Annotated in this window: 20 protein-coding genes; 11 read left to right on the top strand and 9 right to left on the bottom strand. The window is 62.2% G+C overall.

Annotated elements, in window-relative coordinates; translation table 11 throughout:
- Window positions 1-88 precede the first annotated feature (88 nt).
- The 4 genes from ACKAMS_RS14155 to ACKAMS_RS14140 all read left to right on the top strand — a co-directional run bounded on the left by ACKAMS_RS14155 (window position 89) and on the right by ACKAMS_RS14140 (window position 4,000).
- Window positions 89-1,027, top strand: coding sequence for an ABC transporter substrate-binding protein (locus ACKAMS_RS14155; RefSeq protein WP_020906375.1), 939 nt, complete (start codon window positions 89-91; stop codon window positions 1,025-1,027).
- An 80-nt stretch (window positions 1,028-1,107) separates the two neighbouring features.
- Window positions 1,108-1,605 (top strand): glutathione peroxidase, encoded by a 498-nt coding sequence (locus ACKAMS_RS14150; protein WP_021342996.1) that lies wholly within the window; start codon window positions 1,108-1,110, stop codon window positions 1,603-1,605.
- A gap of 102 nt (window positions 1,606-1,707) precedes the next feature.
- On the top strand, window positions 1,708-2,412 hold the full coding sequence (locus ACKAMS_RS14145) for a DUF2334 domain-containing protein (protein WP_019747074.1): 705 nt from the start codon (window positions 1,708-1,710) through the stop codon (window positions 2,410-2,412).
- 226 nt (window positions 2,413-2,638) lie between these two features.
- Complete coding sequence (locus tag ACKAMS_RS14140; protein ID WP_408989160.1) at window positions 2,639-4,000, top strand: Ig-like domain-containing protein; 1,362 nt, start codon at window positions 2,639-2,641, stop codon at window positions 3,998-4,000.
- Window positions 4,001-4,008: 8 nt separating this feature from the next.
- Here ACKAMS_RS14140 and ACKAMS_RS14135 read toward each other — a convergent pair whose 3' ends face one another.
- The gene (locus ACKAMS_RS14135; RefSeq protein ID WP_408989159.1) at window positions 4,009-4,656 is read right to left on the bottom strand and encodes an MBL fold metallo-hydrolase; all 648 of its coding nucleotides are present in this window, start codon (window positions 4,654-4,656) and stop codon (window positions 4,009-4,011) included.
- Window positions 4,657-4,821: 165 nt separating this feature from the next.
- On the opposite strand from ACKAMS_RS14135, the gene purS reads away from it, so the two are divergent.
- Entirely contained in the window at window positions 4,822-5,061 is a 240-nt protein-coding gene (gene purS / locus ACKAMS_RS14130; protein WP_003945817.1) for a phosphoribosylformylglycinamidine synthase subunit PurS, read from the top strand.
- Window positions 5,058-5,735, top strand: a complete 678-nt coding sequence (gene purQ / locus ACKAMS_RS14125) for a phosphoribosylformylglycinamidine synthase subunit PurQ (RefSeq protein WP_019747077.1) — start codon at window positions 5,058-5,060, stop codon at window positions 5,733-5,735. The genes purS and purQ overlap by 4 nt, the downstream gene beginning before the upstream one ends.
- Window positions 5,736-5,818: 83 nt before the next feature.
- Here the strand turns inward: purQ and ACKAMS_RS14120 are convergent, their stop codons facing one another.
- Window positions 5,819-7,039, bottom strand: coding sequence for a pyridoxal phosphate-dependent aminotransferase (locus ACKAMS_RS14120; RefSeq protein WP_080908995.1), 1,221 nt, complete (start codon window positions 7,037-7,039; stop codon window positions 5,819-5,821).
- Window positions 7,040-7,177: 138 nt separating this feature from the next.
- On the opposite strand from ACKAMS_RS14120, the gene ACKAMS_RS14115 reads away from it, so the two are divergent.
- On the top strand, window positions 7,178-8,584 hold the full coding sequence (locus tag ACKAMS_RS14115; protein WP_019747079.1) for a PLP-dependent aminotransferase family protein: 1,407 nt from the start codon (window positions 7,178-7,180) through the stop codon (window positions 8,582-8,584).
- A 57-nt stretch (window positions 8,585-8,641) separates the two neighbouring features.
- A complete protein-coding gene (locus tag ACKAMS_RS14110) occupies window positions 8,642-9,088 on the top strand; it encodes a hypothetical protein (protein ID WP_024487534.1) in 447 nt (148 codons plus the stop codon).
- Window positions 9,089-9,094: 6 nt separating this feature from the next.
- On the opposite strand, the gene ACKAMS_RS14105 is transcribed toward ACKAMS_RS14110, so the two are convergent.
- On the bottom strand, window positions 9,095-10,303 hold the full coding sequence (locus ACKAMS_RS14105; protein ID WP_408989158.1) for a macrolide family glycosyltransferase: 1,209 nt from the start codon (window positions 10,301-10,303) through the stop codon (window positions 9,095-9,097).
- A 180-nt stretch (window positions 10,304-10,483) separates the two neighbouring features.
- On the opposite strand from ACKAMS_RS14105, the gene ACKAMS_RS14100 reads away from it, so the two are divergent.
- Complete coding sequence (locus tag ACKAMS_RS14100; protein ID WP_408989157.1) at window positions 10,484-10,774, top strand: YiaA/YiaB family inner membrane protein; 291 nt, start codon at window positions 10,484-10,486, stop codon at window positions 10,772-10,774.
- Here ACKAMS_RS14100 and ACKAMS_RS14095 read toward each other — a convergent pair.
- Both ACKAMS_RS14095 and ACKAMS_RS14090 read right to left on the bottom strand, forming a co-directional pair.
- Window positions 10,758-11,879, bottom strand: a complete 1,122-nt coding sequence (locus ACKAMS_RS14095) for a sensor histidine kinase (RefSeq protein WP_408989156.1) — start codon at window positions 11,877-11,879, stop codon at window positions 10,758-10,760. The two genes, ACKAMS_RS14100 and ACKAMS_RS14095, sit on opposite strands and share 17 nt — an antisense overlap.
- Window positions 11,876-12,589 carry a response regulator transcription factor gene (locus ACKAMS_RS14090; RefSeq protein WP_019747082.1) on the bottom strand — a complete coding sequence of 238 codons (714 nt, stop codon included), beginning with the start codon at window positions 12,587-12,589 and terminating at the stop codon, window positions 11,876-11,878. The genes ACKAMS_RS14095 and ACKAMS_RS14090 overlap by 4 nt, the downstream gene beginning before the upstream one ends.
- Window positions 12,590-12,804: 215 nt before the next feature.
- Between ACKAMS_RS14090 and ACKAMS_RS14085 the strand changes: the two genes are divergently transcribed.
- A complete protein-coding gene (locus tag ACKAMS_RS14085; protein WP_019747083.1) occupies window positions 12,805-13,455 on the top strand; it encodes a DUF305 domain-containing protein in 651 nt (216 codons plus the stop codon).
- Window positions 13,456-13,582: 127 nt separating this feature from the next.
- Window positions 13,583-15,661 carry a heavy metal translocating P-type ATPase gene (locus tag ACKAMS_RS14080; RefSeq protein ID WP_197941707.1) on the top strand — a complete coding sequence of 693 codons (2,079 nt, stop codon included), beginning with the start codon at window positions 13,583-13,585 and terminating at the stop codon, window positions 15,659-15,661.
- Window positions 15,662-15,679: 18 nt separating this feature from the next.
- Here the strand turns inward: ACKAMS_RS14080 and ACKAMS_RS14075 are convergent, their stop codons facing one another.
- The 4 genes from ACKAMS_RS14075 to ACKAMS_RS14060 form a co-directional block, all read right to left on the bottom strand.
- Entirely contained in the window at window positions 15,680-16,450 is a 771-nt protein-coding gene (locus tag ACKAMS_RS14075; protein ID WP_197941750.1) for an alpha/beta fold hydrolase, read from the bottom strand.
- 143 nt (window positions 16,451-16,593) lie between these two features.
- A complete protein-coding gene (locus tag ACKAMS_RS14070; protein WP_197941706.1) occupies window positions 16,594-17,133 on the bottom strand; it encodes a hypothetical protein in 540 nt (179 codons plus the stop codon).
- 51 nt (window positions 17,134-17,184) lie between these two features.
- Window positions 17,185-18,786 (bottom strand): ABC-F family ATP-binding cassette domain-containing protein, encoded by a 1,602-nt coding sequence (locus ACKAMS_RS14065; RefSeq protein ID WP_408989155.1) that lies wholly within the window; start codon window positions 18,784-18,786, stop codon window positions 17,185-17,187.
- A gap of 218 nt (window positions 18,787-19,004) precedes the next feature.
- Window positions 19,005-19,559, bottom strand: a complete 555-nt coding sequence (locus ACKAMS_RS14060) for a hypothetical protein (protein ID WP_020968571.1) — start codon at window positions 19,557-19,559, stop codon at window positions 19,005-19,007.
- Window positions 19,560-19,654 lie beyond the last annotated feature (95 nt).

Raw genomic sequence — 19,654 nt, 5'->3', positions numbered from 1 at the left:
GACTATTGGATGGTGAATCCTTTGCTCAGCCGTGGTGAATGCGCGTGGCTGTGACGGTCGAAAGCAGTCGGTAACAGGAGTGTTGGGAATGAAACGCAGTAACTCGCGGGCGAAGTACGTGCTGGGTGGTTTTGTCCTCGCCGCCATCGTGGCAACGACAACGGCGTGTGGCAGTGACGACAAGACGGATACCGACAGTCAGTCCGCCGACACCGTGCATGCGGTCACCCATGCCCGCGGAACCACGGACGTACCGATGGATCCGCAGAGAGTTGTCGTGCTCGAGCCGGTTCAGCTCGACACGTCGGTAGCGCTGGGCGTGATTCCCGTGGGCACCGCGGTCCTCAGCGAGACGACCGGTGTTCCGGCGTACCTCGGTGAGAAGGCCGCGGAGATCGAGATGGTCGGCACCGTCGCGGCGCCGAACCTCGAGAAGATCGTCGCACTGAGCCCGGACCTGATCATCGGAACGGAATCGCGGCACGGTGATCTGTACGAGCAACTCGCTGCCATCGCGCCGACCGTCTACATGGCGACCCAGACCGATCCGTGGCAGGACAACGTCCAGTTCGTCGCAGAGGCGTTGAACAAGACCGATCAGGCAGGCGAACTGCTCGGTGATTACACGGCACGCTGCGAGGAAGTGGCGAGCAAGCACAGCACCGAGGGCAAGACCGCTCAGCTCATCCGTCCACGCGACGACGTTCTGACGCTGTACGGACCAACGTCGTTTGCCGGAAGCACTCTCGAATGCGCGGGACTCACGATTCCCGCACGCGACTGGGAGAACTCGATCTCCGTCGACCTCTCCCCGGAATTCGTCTCCGGAGCCAACGCCGACCTCATCCTGGTCACCTCCGCGAAACCGGCCGATGCCAGCACGATGCCGAAGGCCGTGGCGGACAACGCCGGATTCTTCCCGAACCCACATCTGGTCGACATGTCCTACTGGATCACCGGCGTCGGACCGCTCGGCGGCCTCACCGTTCTGGACGACCTCGATCGCATTCTCGGAGCATCGAAGTAGCAGTAGGTGAGAACAAGCAGTAGGTGAGAACAAGCAGTGGGCGAGAACTGGCAGTCGGCAAGAGTCGCTAAGTTGGACCTATGACAACTCCAGTACAGAACATCGCGATCAACACCCTCGGTGGCGTGCCCACCTCGTTGGGTGAATACGACGGCCGTGCCGTGCTCGTGGTCAACGTGGCATCCAAGTGTGGACTGACCCCGCAGTACTCGGCGCTCGAGAAGCTGGCCGGCGAGTACGCCGATCGCGGTCTGACCGTGATCGGCATCCCGTGCAACCAGTTCATGGGGCAGGAACCGGGTACCGCCGAAGAGATCGAGACGTTCTGCTCCACTACCTACGGCGTCACGTTCCCGCTCCTCGAGAAGATCGAGGTGAACGGCGAGAACCAGCATCCGCTGTACGCCGAACTCACCAAGGCCGCCGACGCCGAAGGCGCTGCGGGCGACATCCAGTGGAACTTCGAGAAGTTCTTGATCGGACCGGACGGCACCGTCGTCAACCGCTTCCGTCCGCGGACCGAGCCTGACGCTCCCGAGGTTGTCGCCGCCATCGAAGCCGCGCTTCCCAAGAATTAGTAGCTGCGCTTCTCAAGAGTTAAACGCTCGTTGCTGAAAACTGCCGCCGGATGATCATCCGGCGGCAGTGTGCTGTTCACCCACAGCTGCCACTATCGGAGTATGTCCGCAGAACTGATCGTGTCGGTATCCGGAATCAGAGACGAGACATGTTATCTCGCTGCCGGATTCGCAGACGAGATGGACGCTCGAGGTGTCCGCCTGTCGCTCCTCGTGGCGCCGCGACTGAAGGACAAATACCGGCTGGCCGACGACGCGGTGACGACGGCCTGGCTGCGTGAGCGTCGTGAGCACGGCGACGCCATCGTTCTGCACGGCTACGACCAGGCCGCGACCAAGCGTCGTCGAGCCGAGTTCGCCACTCTGTCGAAGCACGAAGCAAAACTGCGACTACTCGCTGCGGATCGGGTTCTCGAGCATGCAGGCCTTCGGACCCGGGTGTTCGCACCGCCGCGCTGGGTGGCGTCGCCTGGTGCCATGTCGGTGTTGCCGGAGACCGGCTTTCGGACGATGGCAGGCCTCGGCGCAGTACACGATCTGACCCGTGGAACCTTGCAGCGGGGAAGGGTTTTCGGTATCGGCGAGGGCTTCAAGGCCGAGCCGTGGTGGTGTCGCGCATTGGTTCTCGGAGCTGGGCGCGCCGCCAAGCGTGGGGGACTGGTCAGATTGTCGATTACTGCCAAGCAGTTGGGAAACGAGGGCCCACGTCAGGCTGTTCTCGACGCTGTGGACCTCGCGCTTTTTCATGAGGCCACCTCGCAGGTATACCGATGGAACTCTCCGTCGCAGGAGCTCGGCGCTGCCTGAATTCGGCCATTGGCAACTATTCGATAGCTGCGAGACGGTGTCGTGTGTCCGGGTTGCCCGAGCAGGCAGACTCTTCGCATTTATCCCGTTCCTTGCAGGCAGTAGGGCCGATTTGGTCAAATTCGCATAAAGTGGACGTTGAATTCGAGTACGGCGTCGCCCAACCTTTTCGCTGCTACAGTGCGTGCAGTTAATCTGCCGCTAGTAGACGAAGTTGAGGTTCACCATGCGCGCACGAGGGTTCTCCAAGTCGGCCGAGGGTCTTGTCGCTCTGGCTGTGGGCGCAGTCGTCTGTGCTGCAATCGTCCCGGCAGTTGCGTCTGCCGCTCCGACCGGCGTGGTTCACACGCTGCCGACGGGCGGTGTCGACGGCGGTGCGAGCGAAGGCACCCGCACCGCAACTGTCGACGACGAAGGTGAGCAACTCACACTGCGGCTTCACAAGATGAATCTGCGGGGATCCGACTTCTCGATGGCCGTACAGGAAAGCGGCGGCGAGCTGACCGATGTGGTGATCCCGGCGCCCCGTTCGTACATCGGCAGTGTGGAAGGGCATCCGGACGCAATCGTCTCGGCCATCGTCGACTCCGCCGGAACACTGCGCGGGCAGGTGATTTTCGATCGTGGTGCTTCGATCGAGTTCGTGGGATCCGACGTGGTCGGTCGCAGCACGGCGCCGATCGACGCAAAACCCAAGTGGCCGAACGCCTCTATCGCGTCGGCCTCGGCCGCAAGCGTCGGCAAGACGGTGAAGCAGTTCGTGGTGGGATTGGATCTGAGTGGCGAGTGGTACTCCGCGCACGGCGCAGGCAGTCCCGCCGTCGCTCTGGATCGGGCCGAGGAATCGATGGCCCGAACCGCTGCCATCTGGATCAGAGACGTCGGAATTCGGCCGATCCTGGGTCGGGTTGTCCTTCGGGCCGATGCCGCGAGTGACCCGTATTCGAGCAGTTGTGAAGACCTCGACCAGTTGGAAGGTCTGTGGTCCGATCAGGTCGGGACGAGCGTCGACCAGGCGACTGTCGTCTGCGCTTCCGGTGGCGGCAATGCCTACTACTCGAGGTTCGAACTCGATCACAGCTACGCGCAGGTCGGTGCCGAGCCCGATGGCAACTTCAGCCGCGTCCTCCGCCACGAGTTGGGCCACAACTTCTACGCCGACGACTATCACGGCGGCGGCGCCGAGGGATCGACCATCATGAACGGCAACGACCTCTCGCGCTTCGACGGCACCGAATTTGCTGCCATCGTCGATGCCGCGGACGCGGCCTCGGCTCGACTCGACGACGTCGGTCGGTACACCGCAAGCCCGATTCCGCCGTACGCCGCACTCGACACCGCACAGGTCCGCTCAGGTGGCACAGTCACCGTCGACGCCGTCGCGAATGATCATGACAGCAACGGAGATTCGATCAAGGTATCCGGGGTCGAGGCGACGTCACTTCTCGGTGGCACCGTAAAGCTCGAAAACGGCGAAGTGGTGTTCGAGGCCGGAACGAAGACAGGCACCGACAGGATTCTCTACACACTCACCGACGCAGCCGGTGGGACGAGCACCGGCTGGATCATCGTCGATGTGAGTGCGTGAGGACTGAATCAGGCGACTTCGACGCTCGACTCCTCGCCGAGAACTCGGAACTCGGTACCGTCGGCAGCCATTTCCGAGTAGCGACCGTAGAAGATGCCTGTGGCTTCGTCGCGGATGATCGCTTGATGGATGGGAACCGCGACGCGCGGCGCTACCGCGCGAAGGTAGTCGATGGCCTCCGAGATCTTGAGCCACGGTGCGGCGGCGGGAAAGGCAAGAACGTCGACCTTCTGTTCGGGGACGTAGAGGGAATCGCCGGGATGCATGAACTGCGCCGGGTTGGTGGCGTCGCCGAGGAGGAACGCGGTGTTGTCGATCATCGGTAGGTCCGGATGGATGATCGCGTGCTCTCCGCCGGTTCCGGTCACCTCGACGTCGCCGATGCTGAACCGGTCGCCCGGCCGGACTCCCGTCCAGCGCCCACCGAGCTTCTCAGCCGTCTGCGGATCGCTGTACAGCACCGCGTCGGGGTTCGCTTCGGCCAGTTCGGGTAGCCGCGCCGGGTCGGCGTGATCGGGGTGTTGATGTGTCACGAGGATGGCGTCGAGGCCGGTGATGCCTTCGAATCCGTGCGAGAAGTTGCCGGGATCGAAGAGGATTTTCGATCCGTTCAACTCCACGAGCACACAGGAATGGCCAAAATGTGTCAGTCGCATGATTTCGAGTATGCGCCGCCCTGGAGTGACTCGCAGGCGGGTTTCGCGGGTGTTGGCCGTCACGCCCCGATCACTCGATGCGAACCATCTCGGGTGCGCCCGGTAAACTGGCCATCACCCGAGCGTTTCACTCCGGGTTCGCGCACTAGTACCGAGGAGCAGCACGTGGCCCGTGTCGTCGTCGAAGTCATGCCCAAGGCCGAGATTCTCGACCCCCAGGGACAGGCAATTGTCGGGGCACTGTCTCGCCTGGGCTTTGCAGGAGTATCCGATGTCCGTCAGGGCAAGCGGTTCGAGTTGGAGATCGACGGCAGTGTCGAAGACGCCGAACTCGAGAAGATCGCCGAAGGCCTGCTGGCCAACACGGTGATCGAGGATTGGACCGTCAGGCGAGTCGAGGCATGAGCGCACGTATCGGGGTTATCACGTTCCCGGGCACGCTCGACGATATCGATGCCGCTCGGGCCATCAACCTGGCCGGCGGTGAAGCTGTCGAACTCTGGCACGGCGACGCAGACCTCAAGGGTGTCGACGCGGTTGTCGTTCCCGGAGGATTCTCCTACGGCGACTACCTTCGTTGCGGCGCGATCGCACGTTTTGCTCCCGCGATGGGCAAGGTTGTCGAAGCAGCCAAGGGCGGCATGCCGGTCCTGGGCATCTGCAACGGTTTCCAGATCCTCTGCGAAGCAGGTTTGCTCCCCGGTGCCCTGACCCGTAACCAGGGTCTGCACTTCATCTGCCGCGACGAGTGGTTGACGGTCGAAGCCAACAACACGGCTTGGTCCTCGCGTTACGAGGCCGGCGCCCAGATCCTCATCCCGCTCAAGTCGGGTGAAGGTCGCTTCCAGGCTTCCGAGAATGTTCTCGACGAACTCGAGGGCGAAGGCCGCGTCGTCTTTCGCTACTCGGAGGAGAACCCCAACGGTTCGCAGCGTCGTATCGCCGGTATCTCTTCGGCCAACGGCCGCGTCGTCGGTTTGATGCCGCACCCCGAGCACGCCACCGAGGCTCTCACCGGACCGAGCGACGACGGACTCGGCTTGTTCTACTCGGCACTCGACGCGATCGTCACTGCCTGATCGCCTGCTGATTTTCACCACTGAACGCCGACCGGAAATCCGGTCGGCGTTCAGTCGTTTGTGGGGGCGTCCCGGTTCTCGGGTTACTGGCTGTAGGAACTGAGGAAGTTGCCGAGACGCTCGAGGGCGGTCGCGAGGTCGTCGGTGTTCGGCAGGGTCACCAACCGAAAGTGGTCGGGTTCGATCCAGTTGAACGCGCGGCCGTGACTGACCAGAATCTTCTCCGATTCCAGTAGATCGAGAACGAACCTCTCGTCGTCGACGATGCCGAACTTGTCGACGTCGAGCTTCGGGAACAGATACAGCGCGCCGTCGGCCTGCTGACAGCTGATCCCGTCGATGCTGTTGAGCGTGCTGAGCGCGAGATCGCGCTGTGCTGTCAGTCGGCCCTGCGGGAGCAGGAGGTCCTCGATGGACTGGCGTCCGCCGAGTGCGGTCTGGATCGCGTGCTGCGCCGGCACATTGGCACACATTCGCATGTTGGCCAGCAGTTTGATGCCTTCGATGAAACTCGACGCCCGCTCGAGTGGTCCGGTGATGGCCAGCCATCCGGCTCGGAACCCGCAGACGCGGTAGGCCTTGGACAGCCCCGAGTACGTCAGACACAAAACGTCTCGCCCGGTCATCGACGCAAGGTTTGTCATGGATCGGCCGTCGTAGACGATCTTCTCGTAAATTTCGTCGGCGAAGAGCATCAGGTCATGCTTGCGGGCAATGTCGACGAAGCGTTGCAGCACCTCCGTCGAGTAGACGGCGCCCGTCGGATTGTTGGGATTGATGACGACAATCCCTCGGGTGCGCGGAGAGATCCGGGCTTCCAGATCGTCGAAGTCCGGTGCCCAGCCCTGGCTTTCATCGGTGAGGTAGTGAACCGGCGTGCCGCCGGCAAGTGAAACCGAAGCCGTCCACAAGGGGTAGTCGGGAGCGGGAATCAGGATCTCGTCCTCGGGATTGCAGAGCGCCTGCATCGTCAGCGTGATCAGTTCGGAGACGCCGTTTCCGAGATAGATCTCGTCGACGGTGACGTCGGTGATACCCCGCGTCTGGTAGTACTGGACCACCGCGGTGCGCGCCGAATACAGTCCGCGAGAATCGCAATATCCCTGGGCAGTGGGGAGATTGCGGATCATGGCCATCATGATTTCGTCCGGTGCTTCGAATCCGAAGGGGGCCGGATTACCGACGTTGAGTCGCAGGATCGTGTGTCCCTGATCCTCGAGTTCTTCGGTCTTGTCGAGAATTCGCCCTCTGATGTCGTACCTGACATTCTCGAGCTTGCGGGCCTGATCGATGGGTGTGTTCACGCGGTTACGTACCTCTCCGGTTCGGGTGGGCGAGTTGTGTTTCAGATGAGAAGGGCGCCTCAGGGTTCGGTCTGGAAACGGACATTGATTCGCGATAGCGCTAGCGGCGAGAGGAGAGTAGCGCTACTATGATTCGACATGTCCAATGATAGCAGTTCGAGGATTGTCGCAGCCTTGCGCGAATGGATCGCGACGGCACCTCCAGGCGCGAAGCTTCCGTCCACTCGGTCGCTCGTGAGCCTGCACGGGGCGAGCCCGGTCACCGTGCAGAAGGCGCTGCGAACGCTGGTATCTCAGGGGGTGGTGGAGGCTCGTCCCGGTGTGGGGACCTTCGTACGCGCCGCACGCGTCGTGCGACCCAACGATTACGGGTGGCAGACAGCGGCGCTCGGATCGCCGAACTATCGTCTGCAGCTGCCTATTGCGCTGCAGTCCACCTCCAACGACGTGATCGCGCTGCATTCCGGCTATCCGGCCCGAGAGCTGTTGCCCGAAGGTCTGGTTCGTGCAGCCTTCACCAGGGCGACGCGAACCGACGCCGTGTTCAATCGGCCCCTCGCCGCCGGGCTTCCGGAACTGCAGTCCTGGTTTGCCTCCGAATTGGGTTCCGCAACTCCCGCCGGGATCACTCCGCCCGGGCCGAACGACGTGGTTGTACTTCCCGGCAGTCAGGGTGGGCTTGCGACGTCCTTCCGTGCGCTGGTGGGGGAGGGGCGTCCGTTGCTCATGGAATCGCCGACCTACTGGGGTGCGATCCTGGCTGCCGCGCAGGCCGGTGTGACGGTCATTCCGATCTCCAGCGGCGCCAACGGTCCTGATCCCGAAGAGCTTTCGCGTGCATTCGAACAGACCGGTGCCCGTGCGTTCTACGCGCAACCGAGCTTCGCGAGCCCGACGGGAGCGCTGTGGTCGCCGTCGTTGGCTGACAAGGTTCTCGACACCGTCCGTCGGCACGGCGCCTTCCTCATCGAGGACAGTTCGGCGCTCGACTTCGGAATCACCGCAGATCCCAGCCCCATCGCTGCACGCGACGACAGCGGACACGTCGTCTACCTTCGTGCACTGACCAAGAGCGTGTCGCCATCGGTGCGAGTTGCCGGATTGATCGCCCGAGGCCCGGCCTACGAGCGGATTCTTGCTGATACACAGGCAGATTCGATGTATGTCAGTGGGATGCTGCAAGCGGTAGCGCTCGACGTCGTGACTCAGCCGGCCTGGCGCACGCACTTGCGCCGGCTTCGTCACCAACTCGAGGCCAGACGCGACCTCCTCGTGTCGAGTCTGCGCGAGCATGCGCCGGACGCTCACCTCGACGCTGTACCGCAAGGCGGACTCAACCTCTGGCTTCGGCTCCCGGACACCACGAATCTCGAACGTGTCGTGCAGGACTGCCGGTCGGCCGGCGTCATCGTCGGGGCCGGTGACGATTGGTTCCCGGCAGAACCGACCGGAAAGTTCTTGCGGCTCAACTACGCCGGACCGAACCCGGGTGAGTTCCCCGACGCCGCCCGCATCATCGGCCGAGCAATCACACAACATATGTAGAACTTCACCTCGCTGGTGGTTGACCTGAACTTCCGTTGAGGTTTTATCGTCGTGTCCATGAACAAACAAGCGATGCAGCCACCGGCCAATCAGCCGATCGGATTCTGGACAGCGCGCGCCGGTGAAGCGATTCGCGCGCGCACGCGCGGAGCGCTCGAAGCAATCGGCGTGACCCAGCCGGGGTGGTGGGTCCTGCACCAACTTTCGCTGCACCCTGAAGGGGTGGAGCGAGCTGTCCTCCTGCGAACGATCGGTCCGAACGAATCAACCGACGTGATCGACGCGGCCGTCGACTCTGCTCTCGACCTGGGCTGGGCGCGTGAAGACGAGTCTGTCCTTCTCCCTACTGATGCGGGCACCCAGCAGTTCGATCGCGCCGCGCGGGTACAGCAGATGCTGCAGGAAGAGCGGATGCAGGGAATCAGCGAAGAAGAATTCGTCACCACCATCACGGTTCTGCAGCGAACCATCAAGAACGTGGGCGGCGACGCCTGGCACTGGTAGCCACCACTACCGCGGCCCGCTGTCTGGCAGGGCGGCCTCGATCAACTCGACGGCACGAGATACACCGCCCGCCGCTGCGAGTTCTTTTGCCAACTCTGCACTGCGTCGGCGGAACTCGTCCGAGCTCACCCGGGTCAGCGCCTCACGAAGCTCTACTGGCGTGACGGTAGCGCCGTCGACGCGTACTGCGACACCGGCGTCGACGAGCGAGTCGGCGTTGCCGAACTGATCGACGGCTTGCGGCACCGCGATCATGGGTGTGCCGGTCACGAGGCCCTCGCTGGATCCGCCCATACCCGCGTGGGTCACGAATGCGTCGGCCTGCTGCAGAATCGCGAACTGCGGTACCCAGCGGTGTATTTCGACGTTGGCGGGTAGTGGTCCGAGATCCGAGATCTGCACCTGCTTTCCGATCTGGAGGACGACGTGCCAGCCGTCCATCGGGCCGAAAGCCTCGACGCAGGTGCGATAGAAATCCGGATGATCGGTGAAGGCTGAACCCAGCGAAATCAACACAAGCTTGCGTTCGGGATCCGGGTTCACCCAAGGTTGATTGCTCGGTTCGAGTGCGGGGCCGACGAACGTGTAGACGTCGCGGTTCACACGATCGGCGTTGGGCTGCATCGATTCTGCGATCAGCACGATTGCACGGGGTGGGCGTCCGGTGAACTCACGCGGATCGACCTCGACGCCTTCGGCGCGGAAGAACCGGGCCTCCCGATCGAGCAGGTCGACGCCTCTCGGATCGGAACGAATCTCGTCGTACATCGGTGCGGCGTCGTCTTCGTAGCCGTCCCAGGCAACATACGTCGGCGACAACTGGATGATGGGAACGTTCCACTGCTGAGCCAGTATTCGCGCGGGGATCCCGGCGATGTCGTAGAGAAAGAGGTCGGGACGGTCGTCGTCGTAGATTTGGCGCAGCTGCGGCAGCATCGCCTCGTAGTCGTCCTGGAAAATCGTCAACTGATCGATCAGATCCCCATCCCAACTCTTCTCCGGTTCGGCGCCGTCAGGGGAAGGAACGAGGCTGGGCAGCGTGGAGACGTACGGTGCGAATTCAGCCCCGGTCGCCTCGATGACCTCGCGCATCGACTCGTCGTTGGCGTAGGTGACGCGGTGACCGGCGGCGACGAGACGCGCGATGATCGCCAGGCTTGGATTGACGTGGCCAGGTGCCGGAATGCTCACCATGGCGATATGTCTGCGGGTCATCGATCACTCCTGTCGTCTGACTGTTGTCGAACAACAACTGTTCTGGAACAACTCCGGATACCGGACCGAGACTATCCACCAGGATGGGTAACGGCATCTGATTTTTGCCGGGGAAGTACCGTGCGCACTCGAGTAGGACTACGCATCCGAGTGCCGGGATGGGCGAGCAGACTTCGAAGCATGAGCACACCGACAACACCTTCGAAGACCACTGCAGCCTTCTATCTGAAGGCCGGAATAGCCTTTGCCGTCAGTTTTGTCGGCACCCTCCTCGGAATTGCGTATCTTCCGATCGATGCGTGGCAACGCGGATTTCTCGGAATGTCCTTGCTGTTCTTGGTCACCAGTACGTTCACGTTGGCCAAGGTGATTCGTGATCAGCAGGAGGCGTCTACCGTCAGGGTTCGAGTGGACGAGGCTCGACTCGAGAAGTTGATCGCCGAGCACGATCCGTTCAAGGCAGCTGCCTGAGTCCCATCGGCACAGTGAGGACGAGCGTGCTGCCGAGCGGCTGCTCGTTGCGGCGGGCCGTCAGGTTGCCGCCATGCGCCAGCGCGAGGCTCCTCGCAATGGTCAGTCCCAAACCGGAGCCGTCGGATCGATCACCGCGATGGAAACGGTCGAAGACGGATTCGAGTTGGTCTGCGGGAATTCCGTCACCGGTATCGGTGACGGACACTGTGAGGTGATCACCTTCCCGTGCGAGTGTCACCGTCACCGAACCTCCGGTTGGAGTGTGCCGCAACGCGTTTTCGAGCAGGTTGGCGAGGATCTGTTCGATTCGTTGGCGATCGACCTCGGCCGTGATCGGTTGCGGAGGTAGCGCGGTCGTCAATTCGACTCCACGATCGGCAAAACGTGGCCCCGCTGCTGCCGTTGCGCTGCAGACGACGTCGTCGAGATTCTCGGTCCGGCGATCGAGTTCGAGAGCGTGTTCGTCGGCAGCGGAGACGTCCGCCAGATCGCACGACAGCCGACGCAGACGTTCGAGTTGATCGCGCATCACCGACCATGATGAAGGATCTGTCGGCACAACTCCGTCCTCGATGCCGTCCACGTACGCAGCCAAAGTCGATACCGGAGTGCGCAATTCGTGGGCAAGGTCGGCAAGCAGTCGTTTGCGGACCCGATCCGAATGATCAAGGCGTGCAGCCATGTCGGCGAATGCCGTTTCGAGACGCGTGAAATCGGCATCTACGTCGGACTTGCCGATAGTCACGTCGAAGTTCCCGTCGGCGACGCTTTGCGCCGCCTCTGCCAGCATGGTGATCGGTGCCGTGACGCGTCGGACGATGTAGACCGCGGCGATGCCTGCGCCCACCAGCGCGACCGCGATCCCGCACAACAGAGCAATGGTCATGGTCTGAGCGAATGCTTCTTCGGTGTGGGTACGGACATTCGAGTCTTCGATGCCGGCCATCATGAGGTGGTTGTGAAAGAGCGGGGCAGCGACGGCGATGGCAACGGCGGCGATGACGAGGCAGGCGACGAACAGGACGACAAGCTGCGCGAGCAGTAGTTTTCCGCGTAGCCCGAGTCTTTTCATGACGACCGCGTTCATGACGACCGTGTTCATGACGACCTCAGGGAGTATCCGACGCCCCTGACGGTTCTGATGAACCGCGGATCGGTCGCGTCGTCGCCGAGTTTGCGGCGTAATGCACGGACATGGACGTCGACGATGTGCTGGTCCCCGAACCAGGACGACCCCCACACCGAGGCGATGATCTCGGCCCGACTCCAGGCTGCGTCGGGTCGGGATGCGAGCGCGGACAACAGGGTGAACTCGGTGGGGGTCAGATCGACCAGGTTGTCGTCGACACGGACCGTGCGGGCCAGGACGTCGATGTCGAGTCCGGGAGGCGTTGGCAGCACTTTCGGCAGCAAACTCGACGCGCGTGGCCGTCTGAGCAGAGCTTTCACTCGCGCAACCAACTCGCGGGGGCCGAAGGGCTTGACCACGTAGTCATCCGCGCCGGCCGCCAGACCCGTCACCTTGTCCGACTCTTCACCGCGGGCGGAGAGCATCAGGATGTACGCGTCCGAGAAGGTGCGGATTCGTCGGCAGACTTCCATGCCGTCGAAGCCCGGGAGCATCAGATCGAGCACGATCAGCGCGGGCTCGAATTCGCGCACCGAACGTACTGCGCTCGGCCCGTCGTGGGCGAGGCGCACGGTGAATCCTTCGCGTGTCAGATAGTTGGCGACAACCTTCGCGAGGGCAGTCTCGTCGTCGACGACAAGAACACGCCCCGGTTCCTCACCAGGTCGTAGTTCGGCGCTCATCAAACCGAGGTTAGTCGACTGCGTGTCTGCATTGCTGTCGTGTGGTGGTTTCCGCTCGACTGTGAAGATTCGATGAAGGAAGCCTGTTTGGGCCGGTTATCGGGCTTCGAGGCGGATTTTCGCCGGTAACGTGGCAACTGTGCATGTGCAGCATTGTTGTCAAATCAATTGTGGTGCAGTGCATATCGAACAGAATCAATTTTCGGGAGTGAAACATGTCTTTGACGGTCAGGAAGAGCGCCGCACGGTTCGTACCGGTTGTGGCAGCGGCAGCACTGTTGATTGCCGGATGCTCGGACAACTCCGGGGAGAGCGTCAACCATTCTTCCGAAACAACCAGCGTCGCAGCACAGTCGGAGATTCCTGCGGGTGTCAATGCTGCCGACATCGAGTTTCTCGAAGGGATGTACCCGCATCACGCGCAGGCATTGGACATGGCCAGAATGGTCGACGGTCGAACCGACAATGCCGAACTTCTCTCTCTTGCAGCGCAGATAGAGGCAGCGCAAGGCCCGGAAATGGCTCAGATGACGGAATTGCTGACGAAGTGGGGACGCCCCGATCCTTCGTCGAGTTCGATGGAGGGCATGGATGATTCGGCGCATGCGGGACACGGCGTCGGGATGGCCGAGATGCCGGGCATGATGTCGGCCGACGACATGACCGCCCTCACCGACGCCAGTGGCGCGGAGTTCGACAAGTTGTGGCTGACGATGATGATCGAGCACCACAAGGGTGCCATCACCATGTCCCAGACCGAACTCGACAACGGGCTCGATCCATCGGCGGAAAAGATGGCAGAAGCGATCATTGCCGGTCAGCAGGCGGAAATCACTCAGATGGAAGCGATGTTGAAGGAGAAATGAACGGTTGACCTCGGCCGCGTGACCTTGCTCGGTGGCCGAGTCGGGCATACGTTCGAGGCTGATGGTTTGACCGCTGCAGTGCCGAAATCACACGCGAGGGGATGACCGCCACATGGATCACAGTCAGATGGACCATAGCGAGACGGACCATAGCGAGACGGACCATAGCGCGATGGACCATGGCCAGATGGAGCACGGTGCACACGGTGGTCACGCGGATCATGTCGCACAGTTCCGGACGTTGTTCGCAGTCATGCTGGTAATCGCAGTTCCGGTTGTTGCGGCAGATGCGATGTTCGCTGATCTGGTCGGGTACACATTGCCGGAAAACGCTCTGGTGGAATGGATCTCACCGGTACTCGGCACCGTGATGTACTTCTGGGGAGGCAAGCCGTTCCTCACCGGCGCTGTCGCCGAAATACGTTCTCGGCAACCCGGAATGATGCTTCTGATCGCACTTGCCATCACCGTTGCCTTCTTCGCTTCTTGGGCTGCAAGTCTGCACTGGGTGGATCACACTCTTGATTTCTGGTGGGAGCTCGCGCTTCTGATCGTGATCATGTTGTTGGGTCACTGGATCGAGATGCGTTCGCTCAGTCAGACATCGAGCGCCTTGGATTCGCTTGCCGCTTTGCTGCCCGACGAGGCCGAACGGGTGGTGGGGGAGTCGGTGGAAACCGTGCCCACCGCAGCTCTGGCCACCGGCGACCTGGTGATAGTTCGTCCCGGCGCCCGCGTTCCCTCGGACGGAACGGTCGTCGAGGGAAGCGCCGACATGGACGAATCCATGATCACGGGCGAGTCGAAGACCGTCCGCCGGACTGTCGGAGATCAGGTGGTGGCCGGCACCGTAGCCACCGACTCGGCACTTCGGCTTCGAGTCACCGCTGTGGGAGAAGACACCGCGCTCGCCGGTATCCGGCGCCTGGTCGAACAGGCCCAGAACTCGTCGAGTCGTGCTCAGGTGTTGGCGGACAAGGCCGCTGCTCTGCTGTTCTGGTACGCACTGGGCGCGGCAGTGCTGACCGCGATCGCCTGGAGTATCTGGGGCACACCCGAGAGCGCAGTCACCCGGACGATCACCGTTCTGGTGATCGCCTGCCCGCACGCGCTCGGGTTGGCGATTCCGCTGGTCGTCTCCATCGCGACGGAACGGGCAGCTCGGGCTGGGATTCTGATCACCGACCGCATGGCCCTCGAGGCGATGCGCAACGTAGACACCGTTCTCTTCGACAAGACCGGCACTCTCACCAAGGGGGAGCCCGCAGTGGTCGGTGTGCGCGGCGTCGACGGGTACTCCGACGACGAAGTTCTCAGCGCAGCCGCTGCCGTCGAATTCGACAGCGAACATCCACTCGGGCGCGCCGTCGTCGCAGCAGCGCGGGAGTTGTCGCTCGAATTTACTTCGGGTTCCGACTTTCAGGCGCACAACGGGATCGGGGTTGCTGCGGACGTCGGCGGCGTTCGCGTCGGTGTCGGCGGACCGGGGATGTTGAGATCGGTCGGGGCCACAGCGATCCCGGGGACCGAAGAGTGGCTCAGTGACGGGTCGACGGTCCTGCATGTAGTGCGTGACGAGAAGGTAATCGGCGCATTGGCATTGGCCGACGAGATTCGCCCGGAATCAGCATTGGCCGTCGACGCCCTCCACGCTCGCGGTGTTCGAGTGGCCATGGTCACCGGAGACGCGGAGGCCGTGGCTCATTCGGTCGCCCGCAGACTCGGAATTGACGAGGTCTTCGCCGAGGTGCTTCCTCAGGACAAGGGCGCGCAGGTATCTCGGCTTCAGGCTGCGGGCCACCGCGTTGCGATGGTCGGTGACGGGGTCAACGATGCGCCGGCACTCGCCCAGGCGGATGTGGGTATCGCGATCGGTGCCGGAACCGACGTGGCGATCGCATCGGCGGGGGTTGTTCTGGCCAGCGATGATCCGCGTTCGGTGAGCTCGGTCATCGAGCTGTCCCGCGCCACCTACCGCAAGATGGTTCAGAACCTCTGGTGGGCAGCGGGATACAACGCGATCTCGGTTCCCCTCGCTGCGGGAGTACTGGCGCCCGTCGGGTTTGTGCTGCCGATGGAGGTCGGAGCAATCCTGATGTCGGTATCCACTGTGGTCGTTGCCGCGAATGCCCAGTTGCTGCGACGCTTGGACTTGCGGCAACCACCGGTGACCGCGTTCGAGTCGAGAGTGCTCACACCGCAGTAGTGAGCGGATGAAGGCGGACTACTGTCGGCTGAGGAACGGAACGAGCGCACGCAGCACAGCTTCGGAGTCCGCGACTGCGCTCGCGTGATCAGCCCCCTCGATCACAGTCAAGGCACTGTCCGGGATCAGCGACGCGAGATGCTCGGTATCCGGCAGGCGCTCGCGATCTCTCGATCCGACGAACAACAACGCCGGTGTGGTGATCCGTTGAAGCACGGCGTCGTCGATGCCCTGCTCCTTCTCGGCCCGGCGCATGTAGGCCGCGAGTGCGAGGGCATCGTTGATTCGAAAGGCAGTCGCAGTCTGTGGATCCACCGGTTTGCCGCGCCTCGCGCCCCAACCGCTCAGAAACCCCTCGATACCGCCGCTTTCGAGTGCGTCGATGCAGCCTGGGAAGAACAATGCGTCGAACGCCCCCGTCATCGGCCGGCTACTACCGCCCCCGACGGTCAGCGATCGCACCCGTTCGGAGTGCTCGACGGTCAGCGACATCACCGAGCGCCCGCCGAACGAGTATCCGAGGACGTGAGCCGGTTCGAACGGAGACTCCGTGTCGAGGATCTCCAGGAGGTCGCCGACCACCAGATCCATTGCATACGAATCGGAGTCGTGTGGTTTGTCACTGCGTCCGTGACCCCGCATGTCGACGAGGATCAGACGATACTGTTCCTGGAGCGCCTTGACGTACCCGAAGCCACGCCAGATGGAGCGCGACAACGCTGTGCCGTGCACCATCAACAGGGGTGGGCCATCGCCCACGATCTGATAGGTGATCCGCGCACCGTCCACCGGATTTCTCACGTCGTGCAACACCCGTCCAGTATGGGTGCCAGCTACTGCGCACACGAACTCGAGTAGTCGTCCGGAGCCATTCCGACGGATGCCGTGAACTTTCACGACCAGTCGAGCAATCAACTCGGCCTCCCTCAGAGCTACCGGTCACTGCCCGGCCGGGCAGTACCCACCGTTCCAAGCAGTGCATCGGTGAAGGGGTCTGCCGTGCTGACGCCTGCGCCTATGCCCCGAAGCAGAGCCTCGAAATCAGTGGCAACTACGGTGACCTCCTCGAACTCAGGCTCTCCCCCACGGACAACCTGACCGTCCGGTGCGAGCGCCAGGTACTCGTACCCATTGCGTACCGACAGCAGAACCGGGAGGTGAGTGGACCAGAAGGCGTTGATCGCCGCGCGCTCAGCCGGCCCGGAAGCGACCGCCAGGCTCTCGTGCCGGAACGCATTCCAAGGAAACGCCTCATCACTGACGCCGACTCCACCGGCATAGTTCTCCGCCGAGAGAAACCACACCTGGTCGTCGGAACTGGCAAGTACGGAGAACGAACTCGCCCACACGATGAGTTGATCACAAACGCCGACCAGCGGTTGCGGAACTGGGGCAGAGGCCGATCGAGTAGGTTCTTCGCGAACCCAACCTGCGATCGACAGCGCGGCGGTTGCGTCGAGGTGAAGGCACATCGCCCCACAGTAAGGCCAGACCGTCTCGCACCGATAGCGTCAACCGTCGGCCTACTCGGGATCGATGTCCTGAATACCATTCTCGTCCATGCTGATCCATCGCGTTATGCCGATGTCGCGCAGGAACGGCAGATCGTGACTCACCACCACCATGGCACCGCGGAAATCGGAAAGTGCCTGCGTGAGGTGAGCGAGACTCGGTAGGTCCAGGTTGTTAGTCGGCTCGTCGAGAAGAAGCAGCTGGGGCGCGGGTTCGGCCAGAAGGATCGTCGCTAACGCCGCGCGCAATCGTTCACCGCCGGAGAGCGCAGAAGCCAACACATCGGAATCCGTTCCCCGGAAAAGGAACCGTGCCAACTGCCCACGAATTTCCTCGGCTGTCGCGTGTGGCGCGGCCAAAGCGACGTTGTCCGCCACCGAGAGATTCTCGTCGAACACGTCGAGACGTTGGGGGAGCGCACGAGAGGCTACGAACGGAGTCGACGCAGCGAGTGCATCGAGCAATGTTGTCTTGCCGATTCCGTTGCGTCCCAGTAGCGCAATCCGCTCCGGCCCGGTGATCTGGAGCGATACCCCTTGGCCGCTCCGCAACGTAACCTCGGCGAGCCGCGCAACCTGCTGCCCCGGATGAACCTCTGTAGCAGGAAGGTCCAGGCGAATCTCGCGATCGTCTCGAAGGAGTTCCTCTGCCTCCGACAGGGCGGACTTGGCCTCGTCCACCTTCCCGATATGGTTGAGGGCCAGCTTTCCGGCCGAAACTTGGGCTTGGCGTTTTCGTTCCTGCGCGATAATCAGTGGCACCCGCTTGTTCTCGAACATCTTCTGCCCATAGCGCTTACGTCGGTCCAGTTTTGTTCGAGCGTCGATCAGCTCGCGGCTCTGCTTCGCCAGATCGGCCTTGGCGTCGCGAACAGTGGCGAGTGCGTTTTCCTGCTCAGCGGTCACGACCTCCTGGTAGTGCGAGTAGTTGCCGCCGAACACGCGTAGATCCCCCCGACGTAGTTCGACCGTGTACTCCGCGGTGTCGAGCAGTTCCCGGTCGTGGCTGACGATCAGTACGGTTCCCGGAAACTGTTGGACTGCAGCATGAACTCGTGATCGAGCGTCGCGGTCCAGGTTGTTGGTCGGCTCGTCGAGGAGCAGCACCTGCGGATTCTTCAGCAGCGTTGCGGTCAGGCCGAGTAGGACGGTCTCTCCGCCGGAGAGGGTGCCCACGGTTCGGCGCAGTGCCGCCGTATCCGGAACTACCTTCGCGAGGCCGAGTCGATGCAAGGTGGAGAGAGCGCTCTCCTCGATATCCCAGTTGTTGTCCACGAGTGCAAAGTCGGACTCGGATCCGTCACCGGTTTCGATGCGGTGCAATGCGTTTCGTAGTTCGTGGATACCGAGGATGCCGTCCACCCGAACACTCGGATCGAGTGTGATGTCTTGGCGGAGGTAGCCGACCTCGCCGGAAGCGGTTACTGATCCGGATTCCGGTGAGAGCTCTCCCGCGATCAATCGCAGCAGAGTCGACTTTCCCGATCCGTTAAGTCCCACGAGACCGACACGGCCACTGGGGAATACAAAATTAGTGCGGGAAAAGACTGATTCGCCGTCCGGCCAGATGAAGGTGAGATCCGAGAGCGACAGAGAAGGATGGGATTGGGTCATGAGTACTCCAGAGGGTGCTTGGACTGTGCGCCCGGCTCAGCAATTGCTGATGGGTGCGAGTGCCTTCGCGTGATGAACCTCTAGAGGAGCAACGGCCCGTTTCCTGTTCTGTCGGGAATGATTCGTGTTCCAGGTTAGAACACTCGAGTGGTCCCCTGCAATCGAATTAATTTGTGCTGTCGGTCTCGTCAGTCTTCGGTGCTGAGATTTTCTGGTCCTCAGATTTTCGGGCCTTCGGACCGAAGATCGTCGACCTTCGACATCGCTTCGCGGAGTTCCGTGAGCCATTGTTCGCTGTGCTTGCCCGCCAACCGGACTGTCCACATGAGAGCGTCCGCTCGCGAGCGAGCAACTCCCGCGTCCACCAAGGTGTCGAGAACCTTGCGTTCGGGCTGACGTAGTCGTGTCATCACCGGAACTGCGAGATGTGTGAACAGGACGGTCTTTTCGTCCAGGCGTACACCCCAGGCGACCTTGCGTCCGTAGCGAGCCTCGGCCTCGTCGGCGATGCGCATCCGGTCGGCGCGCGTGGTTTCACGAAAGCGCGAGATCCTTCCGTCCGCGGCGGCCTCGCCACCGTCGACTGACGGGAGTTCACCGATCACGACGATTTCTTCGCGGTCGACCTGGACGTCGGCGGTCCCGGTGAACCAGTCATCTGGAAGTCGACCGGCAAACCAGTCGGACGCATCACTCGCGTCGGGAACCGATGCTTGTTGCCAACCTCCGGGACGGCCGAACCTGCGGTCGCCGGAGCTTTGTGAGTTCTTCATGGCGTTCTCCTCGGAAAGCTGGTGGAGCATGACGTGCGTTTATTGCACTGATTACATGATTACACCGATAGTCGAACCGGCGCCACAAATTCGGG

This window comes from Rhodococcus sp. 5A-K4 (assembly GCF_046097995.1).
In the GTDB taxonomy this organism is placed as follows: domain Bacteria; phylum Actinomycetota; class Actinomycetes; order Mycobacteriales; family Mycobacteriaceae; genus Rhodococcus_F; species Rhodococcus_F erythropolis.
Note: the sequence above shows the minus strand (reverse complement) of the source record. Positions and strands in the feature narration are given on the sequence as shown.

Bases quoted from the DNA above. Each gene is read 5' to 3' on its own strand.
- ACKAMS_RS14070 (WP_197941706.1), bottom strand. From the start codon at position 17,133: ATGTGCCTTCACCTCGACGCAACCGCCGCGCTGTCGATCGCAGGTTGG.
- ACKAMS_RS14105 (WP_408989158.1), bottom strand. From the start codon at position 10,303: ATGACCCGCAGACATATCGCCATGGTGAGCATTCCGGCACCTGGCCAC.
- ACKAMS_RS14110 (WP_024487534.1), top strand. From the start codon at position 8,642: ATGAACAAACAAGCGATGCAGCCACCGGCCAATCAGCCGATCGGATTC.
- ACKAMS_RS14060 (WP_020968571.1), bottom strand. From the start codon at position 19,559: ATGAAGAACTCACAAAGCTCCGGCGACCGCAGGTTCGGCCGTCCCGGA.
- purQ (WP_019747077.1), top strand. From the start codon at position 5,058: ATGAGCGCACGTATCGGGGTTATCACGTTCCCGGGCACGCTCGACGAT.
- ACKAMS_RS14135 (WP_408989159.1), bottom strand. From the start codon at position 4,656: ATGCGACTGACACATTTTGGCCATTCCTGTGTGCTCGTGGAGTTGAAC.
- ACKAMS_RS14065 (WP_408989155.1), bottom strand. From the start codon at position 18,786: ATGACCCAATCCCATCCTTCTCTGTCGCTCTCGGATCTCACCTTCATC.
- ACKAMS_RS14140 (WP_408989160.1), top strand. From the start codon at position 2,639: ATGCGCGCACGAGGGTTCTCCAAGTCGGCCGAGGGTCTTGTCGCTCTG.
- ACKAMS_RS14095 (WP_408989156.1), bottom strand. From the start codon at position 11,879: ATGAACACGGTCGTCATGAACGCGGTCGTCATGAAAAGACTCGGGCTA.
- ACKAMS_RS14155 (WP_020906375.1), top strand. From the start codon at position 89: ATGAAACGCAGTAACTCGCGGGCGAAGTACGTGCTGGGTGGTTTTGTC.
- ACKAMS_RS14115 (WP_019747079.1), top strand. From the start codon at position 7,178: ATGTCCAATGATAGCAGTTCGAGGATTGTCGCAGCCTTGCGCGAATGG.
- ACKAMS_RS14080 (WP_197941707.1), top strand. From the start codon at position 13,583: ATGGACCATAGCGAGACGGACCATAGCGAGACGGACCATAGCGCGATG.
- ACKAMS_RS14150 (WP_021342996.1), top strand. From the start codon at position 1,108: ATGACAACTCCAGTACAGAACATCGCGATCAACACCCTCGGTGGCGTG.
- ACKAMS_RS14085 (WP_019747083.1), top strand. From the start codon at position 12,805: ATGTCTTTGACGGTCAGGAAGAGCGCCGCACGGTTCGTACCGGTTGTG.
- ACKAMS_RS14090 (WP_019747082.1), bottom strand. From the start codon at position 12,589: ATGAGCGCCGAACTACGACCTGGTGAGGAACCGGGGCGTGTTCTTGTC.
- ACKAMS_RS14145 (WP_019747074.1), top strand. From the start codon at position 1,708: ATGTCCGCAGAACTGATCGTGTCGGTATCCGGAATCAGAGACGAGACA.
- ACKAMS_RS14100 (WP_408989157.1), top strand. From the start codon at position 10,484: ATGAGCACACCGACAACACCTTCGAAGACCACTGCAGCCTTCTATCTG.